At 74.3% G+C, this 19,408-nt stretch carries 17 protein-coding genes and 1 pseudogene; 10 read left to right on the forward strand and 8 right to left on the reverse strand.

Annotated features, from left to right (window positions below):
- Positions 1-8: 8 nt before the first annotated feature.
- The 9 genes and pseudogenes from FSW04_RS12645 to FSW04_RS12685 all read left to right on the forward strand — a co-directional run bounded on the left by FSW04_RS12645 (position 9) and on the right by FSW04_RS12685 (position 11,504).
- Positions 9-875 carry an alpha/beta fold hydrolase gene (locus FSW04_RS12645; RefSeq protein WP_146919750.1) on the forward strand — a complete coding sequence of 289 codons (867 nt, stop codon included), beginning with the start codon at positions 9-11 and terminating at the stop codon, positions 873-875.
- Positions 863-1,792 carry an SDR family oxidoreductase gene (locus tag FSW04_RS12650; RefSeq protein ID WP_146919752.1) on the forward strand — a complete coding sequence of 310 codons (930 nt, stop codon included), beginning with the start codon at positions 863-865 and terminating at the stop codon, positions 1,790-1,792. Before FSW04_RS12645 ends, FSW04_RS12650 begins: the two co-directional genes overlap by 13 nt.
- Entirely contained in the window at positions 1,789-3,126 is a 1,338-nt protein-coding gene (locus tag FSW04_RS12655) for a glycosyltransferase (RefSeq protein ID WP_228430449.1), read from the forward strand. The genes FSW04_RS12650 and FSW04_RS12655 overlap by 4 nt, the downstream gene beginning before the upstream one ends.
- Entirely contained in the window at positions 3,123-4,442 is a 1,320-nt protein-coding gene (locus FSW04_RS12660) for a nucleotide disphospho-sugar-binding domain-containing protein (RefSeq protein WP_146919754.1), read from the forward strand. Before FSW04_RS12655 ends, FSW04_RS12660 begins: the two co-directional genes overlap by 4 nt.
- Entirely contained in the window at positions 4,439-6,637 is a 2,199-nt protein-coding gene (locus FSW04_RS12665) for a fibronectin type III domain-containing protein (protein WP_146919756.1), read from the forward strand. Before FSW04_RS12660 ends, FSW04_RS12665 begins: the two co-directional genes overlap by 4 nt.
- A gap of 1 nt (position 6,638) precedes the next feature.
- Positions 6,639-7,943 carry a glycosyltransferase gene (locus tag FSW04_RS12670; RefSeq protein WP_146919759.1) on the forward strand — a complete coding sequence of 435 codons (1,305 nt, stop codon included), beginning with the start codon at positions 6,639-6,641 and terminating at the stop codon, positions 7,941-7,943.
- A 36-nt stretch (positions 7,944-7,979) separates the two neighbouring features.
- Positions 7,980-8,681: a hypothetical protein gene (locus FSW04_RS12675; protein ID WP_146919761.1), complete on the forward strand. Its 702-nt coding sequence runs from the start codon at positions 7,980-7,982 to the stop codon at positions 8,679-8,681.
- A gap of 170 nt (positions 8,682-8,851) precedes the next feature.
- Positions 8,852-9,265, forward strand: a pseudogene (locus FSW04_RS28485) (class I SAM-dependent methyltransferase); the annotation flags it as partial.
- 304 nt (positions 9,266-9,569) lie between these two features.
- Positions 9,570-11,504 (forward strand): esterase/lipase family protein, encoded by a 1,935-nt coding sequence (locus FSW04_RS12685; RefSeq protein ID WP_146919763.1) that lies wholly within the window; start codon positions 9,570-9,572, stop codon positions 11,502-11,504.
- On the opposite strand, the gene FSW04_RS12690 is transcribed toward FSW04_RS12685, so the two are convergent.
- From FSW04_RS12690 to FSW04_RS25990, 5 genes are all read right to left on the reverse strand, one after another.
- Positions 11,476-12,438, reverse strand: a complete 963-nt coding sequence (locus tag FSW04_RS12690; RefSeq protein WP_146919765.1) for a sulfotransferase — start codon at positions 12,436-12,438, stop codon at positions 11,476-11,478. The genes FSW04_RS12685 and FSW04_RS12690 overlap by 29 nt on opposite strands.
- A 46-nt stretch (positions 12,439-12,484) precedes the next feature.
- Complete coding sequence (locus FSW04_RS12695) at positions 12,485-13,882, reverse strand: alkaline phosphatase family protein (RefSeq protein ID WP_146919767.1); 1,398 nt, start codon at positions 13,880-13,882, stop codon at positions 12,485-12,487.
- Positions 13,883-13,892: 10 nt separating this feature from the next.
- On the reverse strand, positions 13,893-14,492 hold the full coding sequence (locus tag FSW04_RS12700; protein WP_187368726.1) for a helix-turn-helix transcriptional regulator: 600 nt from the start codon (positions 14,490-14,492) through the stop codon (positions 13,893-13,895).
- Positions 14,493-14,638: 146 nt separating this feature from the next.
- Positions 14,639-15,163, reverse strand: a complete 525-nt coding sequence (locus FSW04_RS25985; RefSeq protein WP_187368727.1) for a helix-turn-helix transcriptional regulator — start codon at positions 15,161-15,163, stop codon at positions 14,639-14,641.
- A 161-nt stretch (positions 15,164-15,324) separates the two neighbouring features.
- Positions 15,325-15,708: a hypothetical protein gene (locus tag FSW04_RS25990; RefSeq protein ID WP_187368728.1), complete on the reverse strand. Its 384-nt coding sequence runs from the start codon at positions 15,706-15,708 to the stop codon at positions 15,325-15,327.
- Positions 15,709-15,890: 182 nt separating this feature from the next.
- On the opposite strand from FSW04_RS25990, the gene FSW04_RS12710 reads away from it, so the two are divergent.
- Complete coding sequence (locus tag FSW04_RS12710; RefSeq protein ID WP_146919773.1) at positions 15,891-17,261, forward strand: NAD-dependent succinate-semialdehyde dehydrogenase; 1,371 nt, start codon at positions 15,891-15,893, stop codon at positions 17,259-17,261.
- Positions 17,262-17,291: 30 nt separating this feature from the next.
- On the opposite strand, the gene FSW04_RS25995 is transcribed toward FSW04_RS12710, so the two are convergent.
- The 3 genes from FSW04_RS25995 to FSW04_RS12720 form a co-directional block, all read right to left on the reverse strand.
- Positions 17,292-17,840, reverse strand: a complete 549-nt coding sequence (locus FSW04_RS25995; protein WP_187368729.1) for a phosphatase PAP2 family protein — start codon at positions 17,838-17,840, stop codon at positions 17,292-17,294.
- 110 nt (positions 17,841-17,950) lie between these two features.
- The gene (locus FSW04_RS26000; RefSeq protein WP_187368730.1) at positions 17,951-18,583 is read right to left on the reverse strand and encodes a hypothetical protein; all 633 of its coding nucleotides are present in this window, start codon (positions 18,581-18,583) and stop codon (positions 17,951-17,953) included.
- A gap of 321 nt (positions 18,584-18,904) precedes the next feature.
- Positions 18,905-19,324 carry an OsmC family protein gene (locus FSW04_RS12720; protein ID WP_146919777.1) on the reverse strand — a complete coding sequence of 140 codons (420 nt, stop codon included), beginning with the start codon at positions 19,322-19,324 and terminating at the stop codon, positions 18,905-18,907.
- Positions 19,325-19,408 lie beyond the last annotated feature (84 nt).

Below are 19,408 nucleotides of genomic sequence, written 5' to 3' on the forward strand. Positions count from 1 at the left end.
CGCCCACCATGCCCAAGACCGTCCTGCGCAGCGGGATCCGCATCCACCACCAGTCGGTGGGGGAGGGGCCCGACGTCGTGATGGTGCACGGCATCACCGGCAACCTCGCGGTGTGGCACCTGCGCCTGGTGCCCGCGCTGTGCGACGAGCTGCGCCTGCACACCTACGACCTGCGGGGCCACGGGCACAGCGACACGCCGCCCGACGGCTACACGCTCGACGACATGGCCGCCGACCTGGTGGACCTGCTCGACGCGCTCGAGCTCGAGCGGCCCGCGATCGTCGGCCACAGCTACGGCGCCGACATCGCGCTGTACCTGGCCGCCACCCATCCCGGGCGCGTGAGCAAGGTCATCGCCATCGAGTCTGCCCTGCCCGCGCTGGAGGCCGTCCGCAGCGACGAGGACTGGGTCGGCTGGACCTACTGGGTGCAGGCGCTGGAGGGGGCTGGGCACGTCGTGCCGGCCGACCGCCGCAGCGACCTGCGCTACCTCATGCGCGCGACGATCGACCTGCCCAAGCAGTGGGGTCCCCTGCGGGGACTGCCGCGCAACCCCAAGCCGATGCTGCGCCTCCTGGAGGAGACGACGCTGCCCGAGGACTACCGTCGCGTCGGGTCGCTGTCGCTGGAGCGCATCGCGGAGATCCGGACGCCCGTCGTGCTCATGTACCAGGAGCGGTCGGCGTTCCGTGACACCTTCGACTACCTGCGGGCGCACCTGCCCGACGTCGAACCGATCCTGCTCCCCGCCACCCGGTGGGGGCACTTCGGACCGCTCGAGCAGCCCGAGCTGGTCGCCCAACACGTCCGTGGCCGGCTGCTGCCCGCGGATGCCGATGCTGTCGAGGTGGTCAACGGCTCATGCGTGGACTGAACAACGGCCGGCCGGGCCGTCCCGGAGATGCGGTGCTCGTGACGGGGAGCTCCACGGGGCTCGGGCTCGAGACCGCCCTGTGTCTCGCGTCGAAGGGCTTCGTGGTCTTCGCGGCGGTACGCGACCTGGCCCAGCGCGCCGACGTGCTGAGGGCGGCCGCCGAGCGCGGCGCCAACCTCGCGGTGCTGCGGCTGGACCTCACCGACCCCGAGAGCATCGAGGACGCCGTCGCGACGATCGTCGAGGCGACGGGCGGCATCTACGGCGTGGTCAACAACGGCGGGATCGGCCTGCGCGGCTGCGTCGAGGACTGCTCGCCCGAGGAGATCCGCCAGGTCGTCGACACCAACGTCCTGGGCACGATCGCGGTCACCCGGGCCGTCATCCCGCACATGCGCGAGGCCGGCTGCGGGCGCATCCTCACCGTCTCGTCGGTCGGCGGCCGCATCGCCGGCTTCGGGGTGACGATCTACTGCATGACGAAGTTCGCCCAGGAGGGCCTGGGCGAGGGGCTCGCGGTCGAACTGGCGCCCTTCGGGATCCAGTCGATCATCATCGAGCCCGGGATCATCAAGACGACCCGCTGGTCGCGCCACCGCGGGACCGCCGAGCGAGCGATGAGCGAGGACAGCCCGTACCACGACCTGTTCTGGGCCAGCGAGGCGGAGGCCGACGCCATCGTGGACCGCAACAAGACCAGCCCCGAGCAGGTCGCGCTCACCATCCACCGGGCGATCACCGAGGACGAGCCGCGGCTGCGCTACGTCGTCGGTCGCGGAGCGTCGGTCGCGATCTTCGCCCGCCGCCACCTCCCCGAGCAGATGTTCGAGCGCCTGTACTACGGGCGCCAGGTCCAGCGCCTGCAGCGCAGCACCGCGTCGGCCGGGACCGATGCCCTCGCCGAGGCGCGCCGGTGAGCCGGATCCTCATCACGCTGTGGCCGTTCACCGGCCACCTGCTGCCGCAGATGGCCATCGCCGCGGCGCTGCGCGAGCGCGGCCACGAGGTGGCGTTCTACAGCGGCGACGCCGTCCGCGAGACGATCGAGCGCGAGGGGTACGCGTTCTTCGGCTTCGACCGCGTCGACCAGGAGCGCGCCTTCGCCGCGATGCGCGTCGTCGACGACGGGACGACCAAGGGCCGCCCCGGCCGCGGGCGCCTGCTGCCCATCCTGCGCGACTGGATGGTCGAGACGATCCCGGACCAGATCGCCGACCTCGACGACGTCCTGGCCCGGTTCGCCCCCGACGTGATCGCCACCGACCTCTCCCTGTGGGGGCCGATCATGGTCCTCCACGACCGCGGCCCGGTGCCGGTGGCGCTGTCCTCGACGTTCATGGGCCCGCTCATCCCGGGCCCCGACGCACCGGCCTTCGGCTTCGGGCTGCCGGCCCCGACCACCGCGCGCTCGCGACTGGCCGCGCGTGCGATCACGGCCGCCATCGAGGCCGGCGGCGCGCCGCTGCGCCGCCGCGTGGACGAGATCCGCGCCGGCTTCGGACTGCCCGCGGTCAAGGAGTCGGTCAACCGCTACACGGCGCGCCTGCCGCTCTACCTGGTCGGCAACATCCGCGAGCTCGACTACGACCGCCACGACCTGCCCGAGAGCGTCCACTACGTCGGCAACTGCCTGTGGTTCCCGCCCGAGGCGGCGGGCGCCGCGGCCTGGCTGGACGCGATCCCGGCCGAGCGCCCGTGGGTCCACGTGACCGAGAGCACGCTGGCCTACGGCGACCCGTTCCTGCTGCGCATGGCCGCCGAGGCGCTGGCCGACGAGCCCGTCGAGGTCATCGTCACCACGGGCCGCCAGCGCGACTCCGTGGTGCAGGCGCTCGGCGCGCTGCCGCCCAACGTCCACGTCACCGACTGGCTCAACCACGGCGACCTGCTCCCGCGCTGCGCCGCGGTGGTCACCGTCGGCGGCAAGGCCACGATCCTCTCGGCCATGGAGGCCGGGGTGCCGCTCGTGCTCGTCCCGACGACGTGGGACAAGCCCGACAACGCGCGGCGCGTGACGCGCGTCGGCGCGGGCGTGCGGATCCCCGCACGGCGCTGCACCGCGCCCGACCTGCGCGCCGCCGTGCGTCAGGTGCTCGACGACCCGCGCCACCGCGCCGCGGCGCGCGACATGGCCGCCCGGCTGGCCGCCGCCCCCGGCCCCGCCGCGGCCGCGGACCTGCTCGAGGCGCTCGTCGGCGCCCCGGCGCCCGCGCCGGCCCCGGGGCCCGTGCTGCAGGAGGGCCACGCATGACGCGCGTGCTGTTCTGCTGCTGGCCGTTCGAGGGCCACGTCTTCCCGCAGATGAGCATGGCGTTGGCGCTGCGCGAGCGCGGCCACGAGGTCGCGTTCTGGACCGACGCATCCCAGCGCGAGCTCGTCGAGGGCCAGGGGTTCGAGCTCTTCCCGTTCCGCCGTGTCGCGCCCGCGTGGCTGCGCGTGCACGGCACCGACCGCGGCACGGCGGGCCGGCGCCAGGCGCTGCAGCAGCTGCGCGACGCGCGCGAGTGGATCATCGGGACGATCCCCGACCAGGTCGCCGACCTGCGCGACGTCGTCGCGGCCTACGGCCCCGACGTCGTCGGCGCCGAGGCCTCCATGTGGGGTCCCACGCTGCTGCCCGAGACCCTGCCCGTGCCGGTCGCGCTCGTCTCGCCGCTGACGGGCGCCGAGCTGCCCGGCCCCGACGCGCCGGTGCCCGGTGGGCTCGCGCCGCGGGGCAGCGCCCGCGCGGGCGCCCTGCGCGCGGTCGCCGCGCAGGTCACCACGCTCGTCACGCGCCGGATGCGCACGCGCATCGACGGCTACCGGGCCGACCAGGGCCTCGGCCCGCTCGGTGGCACGGTGCACGAGGCGCTGGGCCGCCTCCCGCTGTATCTCGTGCTGAGCACGCCCGAGCTGGACTACCGCCGCACCGACCTTCCGCCCAACGTGCACTACGTCGGCGCGTGCCTGTGGCACCCGCCCGAGCCGCCCGGGACGCTGGCCGCGCTGGACGCGATCCCCGCCGGGCGCCCGTGGGTCCACGTCACCGAGGGCACGTCGCACTTCAGGGACCACGTCGTCCTGCGCGCCGCCGCGCAGGGCCTGGGCGGTGGACCCTACGAGGCGATCCTGACGACCGGCCGCGGCCGCGACGCCGCGACGATGGGCCTCGGCGCCCCCGCGGCCAACGTCCACATCACCGACTGGCTCAGCCACGACGTGCTGCTGCCGCGCTGCCGCGCGATCGTCACCACCGGCGGCATGGGCACCGTCATGGCCGCGCTGCGCGACGGCGTGCCGCTCGTCGTCGTGCCCACCGACTGGGACAAGCCGGCCAGCGCCGCGCGCATCGTCGCCGCCGGGGCGGGCCTCCGGCTCATGCCGCGCCGCTGCACGCCCGAGCGCCTGCGCGACGCGGTCGAGGAGGTCCTCGGCGATCCGCGTCACCTGGCCGGCGCGCAACGCGCCGCCCAGCAGCTCGCCGCCGCGCCCGGGCCGGCAGGCGCCGCCCGGCTCATCGCGAACCTTGCCACGACCGGCGGGTCTGCCCCCCGCTCCACGCCGTTTACGAGGTCAGCCTCATGAACCCCCGTCGCCCGGGCACGCCCCGGACCCTCCGAGCGCTCGTCGCCCGCGTCGTCGTGCCCGCCGTCCTGCTGGCCTGCGTGCTCGGCACGAGCGCCCAGGCCGCGGTCCCCGGCGTCGACGTGATCGCCCAGCGCGGCTTCGGCAACGTGCACAACAGCTACGCCTGGGGCATGGCGTGGTTCAAGGGCGCGCTCTACGTGGGCACGGGCCGCTACGTGGCGTGCATGGAGGCGGCGACGACCGACTTCTACTTCCCGGTCGCCAAGACCTACCGGCCGTACAAGATGCCCAGCATCCACTGCCCGCGCAACCGCTGGAACATGGACCTGCGGGCGGAGATCTGGCGCTACACGCCGTGGAACAAGACCTGGGTGCGCGTCTATCGCTCGCCCGCGGTCAACAACCCGCGGTCGCCCGGCAAGCTCATCGCCCGCGACATCGCCTACCGCGGGATGAGCGTGCGCAAGGGCCCCGACGGCCGCGAGGCGCTGTTCGTCAGCGGCGTCTCGCCCGACGAGATCGTGCCCGAGCTGCGCCACAAGGCGTCGCCCCGCCTGCTGCGCACCTACGACGGCCTGACCTACACGAACCTCGCGCACTCCTTCGTGGTGGACAAGACCGGCTCGCTGCGCGACCAGCGCGTGATGGGCTTCCGCGGCATCACGTGGTGGCGCGGGCGCATGTACGCGCTGGCCTCGACCGCCTACGCGGGCGACGGCGCCCTCTTCGAGGTCCTCGATCCCTGGCGGACCGACCACAAGCCGTCGCGCTTCCGCCAGGTCTCGGCGCCCTGGATGCACGTCTTCGAGATCGAGGTCTACCGGGGCGGCCTGTACATCGGCTCGGGCAGCGCCAAGAAGGGCTACTCGGTCTGGAAGACCACGCGGACGAGCAAGCCGTTCCACTTCAAGCCGATCGTCACCGACGGCGCGGGGCGCGGGCCGAAGATGACCGGCGTCATCGCCATGCACGTCTTCAAGGACCACCTCTACGTCAGCGCGGTGAGCTGGTACGCGACGGACGACATCCCGACGACGGAGATGATCCGCATCGACCACCGGGACGACTGGCAGGTCGTCGTCGGGCGCCCGCGCGTCGCGGCCGACGGCATCTACCGCTACCCGATCAGCGGCCTGATGGACGGGTTCGAGAACGTGTTCATGCCCCACATCTGGCGGATCTCCGACCAGAACGGTGCGCTGTACGCCGGCACGCTGGACTGGAGCTACCTGCTGCAGGACAGCAAGAACTGGCCGCCGGACGACAAGCCCAACAACGACCAGTTCTCCGGGCTGCTCAGCCAGGTGCTCGCCGGCGAGCTGGGCTTCGACGTCTGGACGACGTGCGACGGCATCGACTGGTTCCCGGCCACCCGCACCTCGTTCAGCGGCGACGAGTACGACTTCGGCGTGCGGACGATGCAGCCGGCCCCCAACGGCAAGATGTACATCGGCACGGCGGACCACGCCCACGGCACGCGGATCTTCTCCAGCGACGCCAACGACTGCCAGGCGTTCCCCGGCACCAACGGCACGCCGGTCAGGTCCAGCCCGACGCCGACGGTGTCGGCGACCACCGCCGCCATGCGGCCCCAGCACCTGCTCACCGACGTCCAGCGCGACGGGACCGTGCTCTCGTGGGAGCGTGGCGCCAGGGCCGCCCGGTACGACGTGGTCCGCACGACGCCGACCGACATCGTGTTGAACTTCATGGCGCCGCTGACCGATCCCGACGGCTTCACCTACGACGGACAGCTGCCGCAGATCGTGCCCTACGGCACGCCGAACGCCACCCCGATCGACGTGCCGCTGCCCGGCAAGTCCGAGGTCATCGGGACCACGACGGGCTCGTTCTTCGTCGACCGCACCGCGGTGCCCGGCGCGCGCTACACCTACTCCGTCGTGGCGCAGGGCCCGGCCGGGCAGCGTCCGGCGTCGAACTTCCAGGCCGTGCCCGACCCGCGGCCGGCCGCGACGTTCGCCCAGCTGCAGAAGGTGCTGCCGACGGCACGGGCCGCGTCCCTGCAGGACGACCGGGCCCTCTGGGACGGGGCCGACCGGGCCCAGGCGCTGGCCGGCGTGCGGCAGCTGGCGCGCACCGCCGACAGCGACACCGCGCGCGACATCGCCCGCCGGCTCGCGCGGCGCCTGCAGTACGCCGACGTGGCCGGCCGACCGGTCGGGGGGCGCTGACATGCGCCTCACGCTGCTGACCGTCGGGTCCCGCGGCGACGTCCAGCCGTTCGTCGCGCTCGGCGCGGGCCTGGCCCGCGCGGGCCACGAGGTGCGTCTGGCCACCCACCCGCGCTACGAGCGTCTGGTGACCGGCGCCGGCCTGGAGTTCGCCCCGCTGGCCGAGGGCCATCTCAGCCGCGGCACCGAGACCGCCGCGGGCCGCGCCTGGATCGAGAAGGGCTCCTACCGCCTGCCGACCTGGGTCGGCTTCCTGCGCGACGCCCGGTCGGTCGCCGACCGGCGCCTGGCCGACGCCGCGGCCGCCTGCGAGGGCGCGCAGGCCATCGTGGCCTCCAACCTGGCCTTCGTGCTCGGCTGGCAGATGGCCGACCACCTCCGCGTGCCGCTCGTGCGCGCCTACATCGAGCCCCCGGCCTGGATGTTCCCGTCCAAGCGCCGCGCGGCGCGGCTGGCGCCGGCGATCCGCCAGGTCGCCTGGGCCGCCGCGAAGCCGTGGCTCGACGGGGTGCGCCGGCGCGCCATCGGGATCGGCCGGGTGCCCCTGCGCGAGCCGTTCGCCGGCCTGGACCGCTCCGGCTCGCTGGTCCTGTACGCGTTCAGCCGCGAGGTGCTCGACCCGCCGGCGACCGCGGGCCGGCGGGCCGAGGTCACGGGCTACTGGTTCACCGACACCACGTTCGACCCCGAGCCGCCGCCCGGGCTCGAGGCCTTCCTGGCCGACGGGGCGCCGCCGGTGTCCATCGGCTTCGCCACGATGATCGACCCCGACCCGGCGGCCTCCACCGCGTTCGTGGTCAAGGCGCTGGCGCTGGCCGGGCGGCGCGCGGTCCTCATCCGCGGCGACCAGCCCATCGACGCGGCGGCGCTGCCCGACGAGGTGTTCGTGATCGACACGGTCTCGCACGCCTGGCTGTTCCCGCGCTGCGCCGCCGCCGTGCACTACGCCCCGGCCGGCACGACCGCCGCGGCGCTGCGGGCCGGCATCCCCTCGGTGACGATCCCGCACATGACCGACCAGTTCCTCTGGGCGCGACGGCTGCACGAGCTCGGCGTGGCCCCCGAGCCGATCCCGCGCCTGGAGCTGACGGCCGAGCGGCTGGGCGAGGCGATCCGCGTGGCCTCCGGCGGCGTCGAGATGCGCGGCCGTGCCGCCGCGCTGGGCCAGCGGATCCGCGCCGAGGACGGCGTCGGCCGCGCCGTCGAGCTCATCGGGCGCGAGCTCGGCGTCCCGCCTCCCGGGCCCGGCGCACCCGCTCGCGCCGAGCGACCGGCAAGCACCCTTGCTGCGAACCCCCATCCGTAGAGGAGACCGCATGCGTCGTCTGTTCCCCTCACCCTGGTGGCCACCCTGGCCGTCGCCGCACCCGCCGGCGCGCAGGCGGTGGCCACGGCCACGCCGCCCAAGGCCGGCGGTGCCACCAAGCTGCACTACGCCATCGACGGCACGCTGGATCCCGTGACCCTGCGGATCCCGACCGCGCTGACGTTCAGCGCGCCCACCGGGTTCACGTTCGACACGCGCGCGCTGGCCGCGCGCTGCAGCCGCGAGCGCGCGGTCCTCAACGAGTGCCCGAAGGGCAGCGCCATGGGCGGCGGCCAGCTCGTGATCGGCGTGACGCTGCCCGACGGCAGCGAGCGCGATGCCGTCTTCGCCCTGCACCCCTACATGTCGACCGGCAACCGCGTGTGGATGCTCGCCTACGTCACCGGCTGGCGTGTCGTCCCGGGGACCCTCGTGAAGTCGGCCGCCGGGCTGTCGCTCGTGTTCGACCCGCTGCCGGTCCCGCCGCCGTTCCCCAACGTCGGCTATGCCTTCAAGTCGATCACGCTCGACGTCGGCGCGACGCGCACCGTCAAGAAGGTCGTCAAGCTCAAGGCCAGGGCGAGGTCCAAGAAGGCGCGGAAGCGCACCACGAAGACCCGCTACGACCTCATCCACGCCCCGGCGCAGTGCGCGGGCTCGTGGGCGGCCACCGTCGACCTGACGTTCCCCGACGGCTCGGCGCTCCCGCTGCCCGCTCCCATGCCCTGCACGCCATGAGCGCCCGGGCGGACACCCGCGGCCGCGACGTGGGGTTCCGCCCGGTGCGCTCGGCCGCGGGCGCCGTCCTGCGGCGGGCGCCGGGGCTCCGGCAGCGCGGCGAGAAGCTCGTGTGGCGCGCGGTCTACGAGCTGGGGACCAGCGGCCGCCGCCGCGCGACGACCACGATGATGAACTACGGCTACGCCGCGCTGGAGGGCGCGGCGTCGCCGGACGCCGACGCCGACGACCGCTTCGGCCTGCAGCTCTACGCCGAGGTCGCCCGGCCCGGGCAGCTGGCCGGCAACGACGTCCTCGAGGTCGGCTGCGGCCGGGGCGGCGGGACCGCGTTCGTGATGCAGCGCTTCGCGCCGCGCTCGATGGTCGGCCTCGACCTCGCCGCCGGCGCGATCAAGGGCTGCACGAAGCGCCACGCGCGGCCCGGGCTGCGCTTCGTCCGCGGTGACGCGGAGGACCTGCCGTTCGCCGACGCGACGTTCGACGCGGTCCTCAGCGTCGAGTCCAGCCACTGCTACGCCGACGCGCCGCGCTTCCTGCGCGAAGTGCACCGCGTGCTGCGCCCGGGCGGCGTGCTGCTGCTCGCCGACTTCCGCCACAGCGTGCTGCCGCCGGGCGCCGAGGACGCGCTCGTGCCCCAGGAGGACGTGGCCACGCTGCGCCGTCAGATCACCGAGGGGGGATTCGCGATGGATGAGGAACACGACATCACCCCAACGTCGTCCGCGCGCTGCAGCTCGACACGCCGCGCCGGCGCGAGCGGATCGAGCGCGGGGTCCCGCGCTTCGCGCGCCGTCACGCGCTGGCGTTCGCCGCGGTCGAGGGCAGCGCGATGTACGACGCCTACGCGGAAGGCCGCTGGACCTACCTCCGGCTCGTGGCGCGGCGGCCATGATCCGCGCCGCGGCGGTGGCCCTGACCGTCGCCGGCGTGCTCGCCGTGCCCGCGGCCGCCCCGGCGGCCGAGCCGGCGCTGACCGTCACGCCCGCCCGGCTGCACGCCGCGCTGCAGTGCTGGGGCCGGATCGGCCCGCACGCCCCCGCGCCGATCGTCTTCGCCCCGGGGACGGGGTCCGACGGCTCCCAGGTCCACACGCTCGGCGGCCCGGCGTTCGCGCGCATCGGCCACCCGTACTGCGCCGTCACGTTCCCCCAGCACGCCACGGCCGACCTCCAGGTCTCCGTCCAGTACCTCGTCGCCGCCATCCGCACGACGGCTCGCCGCGCGGGTCGGCCCGTCGCGGTGGCCGGCGTCAGCCAGGGCGGCCTGCTGGCGCGCATGGCGCTCACGGTGTGGCCGAGCCTGCGCGCCCGCGTCTCCGACGTCGTCTCGGTCTCGGGCACCCAGCACGGGGCGCCGGCCTCGCCGTCCTGCGCGACGCAGGGCTGCCCGCCGGCGTTCTGGCAGCAGGCCCAGGGCTCCAACCTGCTGCGGGCGCTGAACAACGGCCGCGACGAGACGCCCGGCCGCGACACCGCCTGGACGACGGTCCGGTCGGCGACCGACGAGATCGTGCGCCCCCAGACCGGCGCACACCCCACCTCCGCGCTGCGGGGCGCCTCCAACATCCTGATCCAGTCCGTGTGCCCGGGGCGGCAGGTGTCGCACCTGGCGACGACGGTCGACTCCGTCACGCTCGCCGTCCTGCGCGACGCGGTGCGGCACGCGGGGCCGGCCAGGGCCTCGCGCCTGCCCAGGACGGTGTGCTCGCACCCCTACGGCGACGGCCTGGACCCGACGCGCACCGCACGGTTCCTGGCGCTCGCGCCGGCGGTGGTCGGCCAGAGCGAGGCCGGCGTGCCCACCGTGACCGCCGAGCCGCCCGTGCGTGCGTGGCTCGGCCGGCCCCGGTCGCCGAAGCCGTCGGCGGTGCCCTCGCGCCCGGTGTCGGCGCAGTCGGGCACGCCGGTGGCGGCGGCCCCGGGCACGACGCCGGCGCCGGCGACCCCGGCCCCGGCGCCGATCCCCGCGCCCGCGCCGGTCTGGACGGTGCCCGTCCCGCCCGGCGTGGCGTCGTTCACCGACACCTACCGCGACTTCGACGTCTACACCGACGAGGCGCAGCAGGCCTGCAGCGAGACCGAAGGGGTCTACGGCGCCGAGCCCGCCGCCGCCGGTCGCTACCCCGTGCTGGTCTACGTGCACGGCTCGGCGGCCGACTGGGAGGGCAACCTCGAGGGCCAGGCGGTCGCGGCCGCCGCGGCGGCCCAGGGCTTCGTCGTGGCGGCGTTCACCTACGACAGCACCGCGACGGGGCTCTGGCCGCCGTTCATGGACGGCCACGCACGGTGCATGTTCGACGCCGCGCAGCCCGGCAACGGGCTGGCGAAGGTGTGCGCCCGCGCCAAGGCCGACTGCTCGCGTGGCGTGCTCGTCAGCGGCTTCAGCCAGGGCGGGGTGATCGCGGCGCTGGCCCGCAACCACTCCGCGATGGTGCGCGCGGCGTGGCTCATCGGGGTCAACACGCCGATCGAGGCCGCGACGCTGGCCGCGCCGTCGGGCACCCGCGCGCTGCCCGACGACCGGGTCCGGATCACGATCGGGCGTGCCGACGTCGACACGCTCGACGCCCTCAACCAGCTCACGGGCCAGAGCTGCGCCGCGTCGCCGTGCCTGCGGGCCGACGGCTCGGGCTACGACGTCGTGGAGCACTCGCAGGTCGCCGACGGCTTCGCCGACCACTGCTTCTGGGAGAGCTCGACGCCGTCGTGGCCGTACTGGAGCTGCGCGTCGCCGCCGACCTTCGATCCCGGCTTCGCGTCCCCGAGCACGCTGCCCTGGTCGCTGGCGACCAACCTCACGTGGCTGCGCGGGAAGCTGGGCTGACCGGGCCGGCGGGCCCGGCCAGGATGCCGGCGCGCGCCTGCGCCGCGCGGACCTGCGCCCAGGCGCGCGCCCAGCGCCGGTCGAGGGCGCGCTGCACGAGCGAGGCCGGGGCCGCCCCGTCGTGCTCGGCGAACGCGTGCCGGGCGAAGGCCTGCGCCAGCGCCTGCGGGTCGATGAGGTGAGCGGCCCACGCAGCGCCTGCCGCCGGGTCGGACCGCAGCTCGTCGTAGGAGAGCAGCGCGACGCGGTCGGGCGGCAGGCGCCGCACGCTGGCCGCCAGGCGGAAGGCCCGGCCGCGCAGCGCCATCCGCAGGACCCAGCGCCACAGCGGCCGCCGCCACCGGGAGGCGAGCAGGGCCTCGAGCCGCACGCTGTCGCCGTCGAGCGCCCGCAGGTAGGCGGACGTGCTCGCGCGCGGCAGCGCCCGGTCGATGCTGCGCTCGATGTCGGCCAGCCGCCGGCGCAGCAGGATGATGTGGGCGTCGGGGTAGTCGGCCAGCAGCCGGGCCTCGTGCCCGACCTCCCAGGGGTTCTTGAGCACGATGGTGGCGTCGGGCGCCTCGGCGGCGAGGCTGGCGATGTGCTCGCGCAGCAGCGGCACGCCCCCCGGGTGGCCGTACAGCGCCCGCTTGCCGGTGAGGTGGTGCAGCAGGAAGCCGTACTCCTCGGCGGTCTGCGGCGTCACGGGCAGGCGGTCGACGCCGCGATCGGCCGGGCCGGCGTCCAGCGCCTTGAGGAACGAGTCCAGCGATGGGATGGAGCGCGCGAGCACCCCGACCGTCGTGGTGATGCCGCCGACCGCGTCGGTCACGGCGCAGGCCATGACCGTGGTTCCGCTGCGGTGGAACCCGTTGATGAACAGCGGTCCCCGTGCGGGGACGCCGACCGGTCGTGTGGAGTTCGAGGCGGCCATCACGCACCCGCCGCGGATCATCCCACTCCGGAGGCGTCGCGCGAACGGGCCACCCGCGCGGAGGCCTCTAGACCCGCCCGACCGTCCCGCCGATCGCGCGGCCGCGCAGCCCCTCGACCCCCGGCGCTCCCGCCAGCGACAGGATCGTCGGCGCGATGTCGTAGATCGTGAGGTCGGTGCGGTGCTCGGCCGGCACGCCGGGCCCGGAGACGATGCAGATGCCGTCGCGGTCGTGGTTGGCGTCGTCGGGACCCGTGTCGTTGTCGAAGGTCCAGTGGCGGCCGTGGCCGAGGCTGCCCGCGCTGCGCCAGCCCAGGTCGCCGAAGTACACGACGAGGTCGGGCGGGATCCCGCGCTGCTCGCGCCACAGGTCCTCGGGGCGCAGCGCGCGGGTGCCGATCGGGGTCCCGTCGGGGCCGCCCAGGGCCTCGAGCCTGGCGGCGATCTCGTCGCGGACGCGCTCGTAGTCGGCCGGGTCGACGAGCCCCTGGGGCTCGCGGCCGGCCACGTTGAGGCACAGGCGGCAGTAGTACCCGCCCTCGCCCCAGGCGGTGGTCTTCTCCCAGTCCACGACGGCGTCGCGGAACGCCGTCGGCCCCTCGACGGGCTCGCGCAGCACGAGGTAGCCCTCCCGCAGGAGCCACTCGTTGACGCAGATCGCGCCCTCCATCGGCCGCGCCCCGTGGTCGGAGACCACGAGCACCGTCGTCTCGTCGTCGAAGCGCTCCAGCAGCTCGCCGATCTCGTCGTCGAGGTAGCGGTAGTAGCTGTGGATGACGTCCGCGTAGCGGTGGCCGGGCTCGTAGCGCGGATGCGCGGGGTCGGTGAAGCGCCAGAAGGCGTGGTGGAGGCGGTCCACGCCGATCTCCACCATCATGAAGAAGTCCCAGGGCCGGGTGTCGAGCAGGTGCCGGCACACCGTGAACCGCTGCTCGGTCATCGCGTACACCTCGGCGAGGATCCGGTCGCGGTCCTCGCTGCGGAAGTTGCGCACGTCGACCTGGTAGGTGCCCACGAGGCGCTCGATCTCCGTGCGCAGCCCGGTGGGATGGGTGAACGGGTCGCGCCGCGTGTCGCCGGTCAAGAAGCACGACACGAGGTCGCCGTTGACCTCGGGCGGGGGGGAGGTCTGCGGGACGCCGACGACGACGACGTGCCGGCCCTCGCGTCCGAGCCGGTCCCAGACGCGGTCGACGTGCACCGCGCGCGCGTCGGCGATCATCAGCGCGTCGTAGCTGTGGTCGGCGCGGTTGCGGAACCCGTAGATGCCCAGCTCACCCGGGTCGTGGCCGCTGGTCATGCAGCTCCAGGCGGGCACGGTGATCGGCGGGTCGACGCTGCGCAGCGGGCCCCACGTCCCGCTCTGGACGAGCCGCCGGATGTTGGGCAGGTCCTCCAGCCAGGGGCCGAAGACGAGGGCGGGGTCGGCGCAGTCCAGGCCGATGACGGCGACCTTCGGGGTCATGCCGGGCGGCTCAGATCACGCCGCTGCGGGCGGCGACGGCTACGGCGTGGGCACGGGTGCGCCCGCGCAGCTTGACGAGCACGTCGTGGACGATGTGCTTCACCGTGCGCTCCGAGTAGTTCATCCGCTGGGCGATGTCGCGGGTGGTCGCCCCGTCGGCGAGCAGGCGCAGGACGTCGATCTCGCGGGGGGTGAACCGCGCGGCGCAGGGCGGGGAGGTCCCGACGAGCATCCGCCGCGGCCGCGACGGCGGCCCCGGGAGCCGCTGCACGGCCTGGATGCAGGTCAGCAGGCGCGAGGGGGTCAGGGCGGTCGTGCCGAGCACCGCGCTGAGGCCGGCGCGCTGCAGGTCGCGCAGCCCGTCGGAGCCCGGACCGCCGAACAGGCCGACGAGCCGAAGGTCCCGCCCGCGCGCCAGCGCGACGGCCCGGTCGACGCCGCTGCCCTCGATGTCGAAGATGAGCAGGGACACCCCGGCGAGGTCCGGGACGGGCCGCAGGCCGGCTCCGGACCCGGCGACGTCGTGCGACGCCTCCCGGAGGCAGCCGACGATCCCGTGACGCAGGACGGGGTTGCTGTGGTCCACCCAGATCCGTCCGAGTGATGACATGCGGGCATCCCATCGCGCGCCGGCCGTGCGGACTAGGGTCCGTCGCGTCGAGGCGGGGGACCGAACGGGCGCTGTGCGTGCACGATCGGGAGCCGTGCGGCTCCCGTTCGTGCAACCGGTCGTCCGGAGAGGTGATCCGGGCATGGTCAGATCAGCCCGCGCCGGATGGCCTGGGCGACGATCTGGGGACGGCTGCGGGCGTCGAGCCGGTCCTCGAGGCCCGTGATGAGCTTCTTGATCGTCCGCTCGGAGTAGCTCATCTGCTCGGCGATCTCGCGCGTCGAGCACCCGTCGGCGATGAGCTCGAGCAGCCGGATCTCGCGGGAGTCGACCGGCGGCGCGTGGCCGTTGGCGTGGCTGTTGACGCGCAGCCCGGCCGCGGCGGCGTGGACGGTCGCGTGGAGCTGGGCGATGGTCAGCGAGCTCCGGTGCAGGGCGCCGGCGATGTCGTTGTGCCCGGCGGTCGTCGCGGCGTGCGCGATGTCGCCGTAGATGATGATCGGGCACGCGAAGAGGTGCTCGCGCGCGACGCTGCTGGAGACGATGGCGATGTCGGCCTCATGGCGCTCCAGCGTCTCGGGCGTGGCCACCATGACCTCGAGGCGCTGGTCCTCGTTGAGGCACCCGACCAACCCGTAGCGGAGGAGGTCGTCCTCCTCGATCACTGCCACCCGCGTCCGGCGGCGCGCCCCGGTTGAAGCCCTGGCGTGCGACAACGTCCGATCGCCTCCTTGCTCCCGTGTCCGTGGCGTACCATATCCACCGGCACATCCACCATGGAGACGGTCTGCTCGAGGACTGGACGAAGGTCGTGCCGCCGGGTTGCGCAGCCTCACCGCAGGATGAGCGTGGCTCGTGAGAGATCGTCGGGGCCGCCGCCGCTGATGCGCACCGGCCGGCTCCCGAGCCGGCCGCTTCCGCTCGCGACGTACCGCGTACCGCCCGACGCCTGACGCGTGCGGAACGTCCCGCTCAGCGCGCGGCCGCCGATCCGTCCCGTCAGGCGGTAGTGCCGCTTGCCGATCCAGGTCGCGGCGAACGTCCCCCGGCTCGACGTGTAGGTCGCCGTGAGGCCCCTCATGTGCTGCAACCTGCCGTGCAGGACGATCGCCGCCGCGGCCTGCGCCACCGGCGCCGGACCCGCCGCGATCGCGACGGCCGGCCCCGCTGCGACGGCCATGACCACGGCGACCGCCAGCCCTCGCACCTTCGACATGGGCGGCGAGCATACGGGGGTGTGCCGGGGTGTCCAGGCCGACCGCCGCCTCATTGCACCAACGGGCATCGCGAGGACGCGTGCGGGCAGCCCGGGAGCGGCGCACGGCGGGGCGGCGGCGATGTGGTGCAATAGCGACGCCGTGGGCAGCGGTCCCACCACGACGAGAGCCAGGAGCCTTCATGAGTGACTACGCAGTGGTCGACCCGGCGACGGGTGAGACGATCAGGCGCTACCCGACGATCGGCGACGCCGACCTCGAGGCCGCGATCGGGCGCGCCCACGCGGCGCACGAGCCCTGGGGGCGGGGCACCTCCGTCGCCGAGCGCGCGGCGCTGATCCGCCGCGTCGGAGAGCTGCACACCGAGCGCCGCCAGGCGCTGGCCGAGATCATCTGCCGCGAGATGGGCAAGCCGGTCGAGCAGGCCCTCGGCGAGGTGGACTTCAGCGCTGCGATCTACGAGTACTACGCCGACAACGCCGAGTCGCTGCTGGCCGACGAGCCGATCGAGCTGCTCGAGGGCGAGGGCTCGGCGTTCATCCGGCGCACCTCGCTGGGCGTCCTGCTCGGGATCATGCCGTGGAACTACCCCTACTACCAGGTGGCGCGCTTCGCCGGCCCCAACCTGGTCATCGGCAACACGATCCTGCTCAAGCACGCGCCGCAGTGCCCGGAGTCGGCGGCGGCGATCGAGCAGATCTACCACGACGCCGGCGTGCCGGTCGACGCCTACATCAACATCTACGCCACCAACGACCAGATCGCCACGGTCATCGCCGACCCGCGCGTGCAGGGGGTGTCGCTGACGGGCTCGGGCCGCGCCGGCGCGGCCGTGGCCGAGATCGCCGGCCGCAACCTCAAGAAGGTCGTGCTCGAGCTCGGCGGGTCCGATCCGTTCATCGTGCTGGCCACCGACGACCTCGATGCGGTCGTCGAGGCCGCGGTCGGCGGGCGGCTGGAGAACGGCGGCCAGGCGTGCAACGCCGCCAAGCGCTTCATCGTCGTCGACGACCTCTACGAGCCGTTCCTGGAGAAGTTCACCGCCGCGCTGACCAAGATCGAGCCGGGCGACCCCAAGTCGGCCGGCACCGTCCTGGGCCCGCTGTCGTCGTCGGGTGCGACCGACCGCCTGGAGGACCAGGTCAAGCGCGCGACCGCCCAGGGCGCGACGCTCGTCGCCGGCGGCAGCCGGGAGGGCAACTTCTTCGGGACGACCGTCCTGACCGGCATCACGCCGGACAACGACGCCTACAAGGAGGAGTTCTTCGGCCCGGTCGCCTCCGTCTACCGCGTCGCCTCCGAGGACGAGGCCGTCAAGCTGGCCAACGACACCGAATACGGCCTGGGGTCCTACGTGTTCACGAACGACCCCGACCAGGCGCTGCGCGTCGCCGACCGCATCGAGGCGGGCATGGTGTTCGTCAACGCCGTCGGGGCCGAGGGCGTCGAGCTGCCGTTCGGCGGCGTCAAGGGCTCGGGCTTCGGCCGCGAGCTCGGGCGCTTCGGCGCCGACGAGTTCGTCAACAAGAAGCTGATCCGCGTCGCCGGCTGAGCGCCGGGAGGGCTCCCGCCGGGCGTTCGCTCAGGCGCGCGTGACGAGCGGGAGCCGGATGTCGGGCAGGCGGCGGGCGAGGTGGGTGACGGCCACCGCGCTCGCCGCGCCCAGCGCCGCCCCGGCGGCGACGTCGCTGAGGTAGTGCACGCCGAGGAAGACCCGGCCGAGCGCCACCACGGTCGCGGCGAGCAGCACGAGCGTGCCGAGCCGGCGGTGGGCCAGGAGGATCGCGGTCCCGATGGCGAACGCCGCCGTGGCATGGTCGCTCGGCATGCCCGGGTCGGGCGCGTGGGCGAGGAAGTCGACGATGCTGTGGTGGCTGACGAACGGGCGCGGGCGGTCGGCGGCCGTGCTGATGACCTTGCCGATGAGCAGGGCCACGGCCGCGCTGGCGCCGGCGACGATCCCCGTGGCGCGTGTGAGGTGCTCGCGGCGCACGAGGGCGGCCAGGACGAGGACGACGACGAGGGCGATGAACAGGTACTCCGACGCCATGACGTAGGCGCGCAGGACGTCCTCGAAGCCGTCGTGGCGCGTCGAGAAGCGGTCGAGGGCGTGAGCGATGCGGTAGTCCACGGTGGCGGTCGGCTCCTTCGTGCAGGGCGGCCGTTTCGCACGGCCTTCACATACGGTAACCGCCGACGCGGCGACCGGGCTGTCCGGATGGGGGGGACGGGCGTCTGCGGTCAGGTCCCGCGTGCCGGGCGCGGCGCGCCGGGCGCGCGCGGAGCGGCGCGGATCCTTCGCCGGCGGCGCAGGAGGAGCAGCCCGGCCCCGACGCCGGCGACCGCGACCGCGATGGCGATCAGCCCGGCCTCGCGGGAGTTCCACCCGGCGTCGCGGGGGTGGACCGCCGAGGCGCCGAGGACGCGCTGCTGGACCGCCTGCCAGTCGGCGGGGCTCATCGCGCGCCAGCGCGACCCGGCCATCCAGCTCCACATGCCCGAGCCGGTGCCCATCATGGCGCCCCGGCCGCCCATCATCGTGCTCGCGCCGCCCGTGCCGGTGGCGCAGCCCACGTACTGCGCACCGAGCACCTGGTGCATCCGTGACTCGGCCGCGGCGCCCATCACGGCCGTCATCCGGGCGTCCATCGCCTCGTGCGCGGCCGTCGAGCCGACGGCGCGGCCCATGGCGAACTCTCCGACCTGGTCGAGATCCTCGGCCGACAGGCTCCCGCACGTGCGCGCGCCGGAGCGGACCTGCTGGGCCAGCGCCCCGCCGGCCTGCTGCTCGGCCGCGACGGAGGCCAGTGCGGGGGAGGAGGCGAGGCCGGACGCGACGGCTGCCAGGATCAGCGCCAGGGTGGTGCGGAGCATGGGTCCAGGGTCCCGCGACCGCGGCCGCGGCACCTCCGTAGGACCCCGCACGGCCGACGCGAGGATCCCGCGGATCGCGTGCATGCTCGGGCCCGTGGATCGTGAGGCATCGCGGTGAGCGACGGCGTCCCTGCCCGTCCGAGGAGCACGCCGAGATCGTCGAGATCGCCAACGCGGCCGCGCAGGCCCACCGCGGCGTCATCCCGGCCGACCGCCGGCCCGGCCCCTGCATGTCGGCGACCTCATCCTGCGGACCTCCTGGTCGATGCCGAGCGCCGGGTCGAGACGTCGGTCGTGCTCGTGCGGCCGCGCCGTGTCCGGCTAGGCGACCCGCAGCTCTGGCGTCGGGACGACGAACTGCTCGTCGAACGCGAATCCGGCCTCGAGCGCGCGACGCACGGGGCAGGTGTCGGCCACGCGCCGCAGGCGCGTGTGCTGGGCCTCCGTCAGGCCGGCCGGCAGGTTGACGCGGATGTCGAACCGCCGAGGCTGGGACTGGGTGTCGTAGTCGACCTCGACGCTGAGGTCGTCCAGCGACCACCCGTTCCGGTTGGCGTACAGGGCGATCATCGTCGAGATGCACGAGGCCAGCGTGGCCGCGAGCAGCTCGTGCGGTGCCGGACCCTCGTCGGTGCCGCCGAGCGACAGTGGCTCGTCGGTGACGAGGACATGGCGGCCGTTGACGTCGATCTCGTGCCTGAGCCCGCCGCCGGTGCGGCGGGCGATGGCGGTCATGCTCATGGTGTCGACTCTCCTGGGGTATGCACAGCTTTACGCTTGTGTGGTTGTGATATTCGCGGCGGGGCGCCGCCGGCGCATCGGTGC

Source organism: Baekduia soli (genome assembly GCF_007970665.1).
GTDB lineage: Bacteria > Actinomycetota > Thermoleophilia > Solirubrobacterales > Solirubrobacteraceae > Baekduia > Baekduia soli.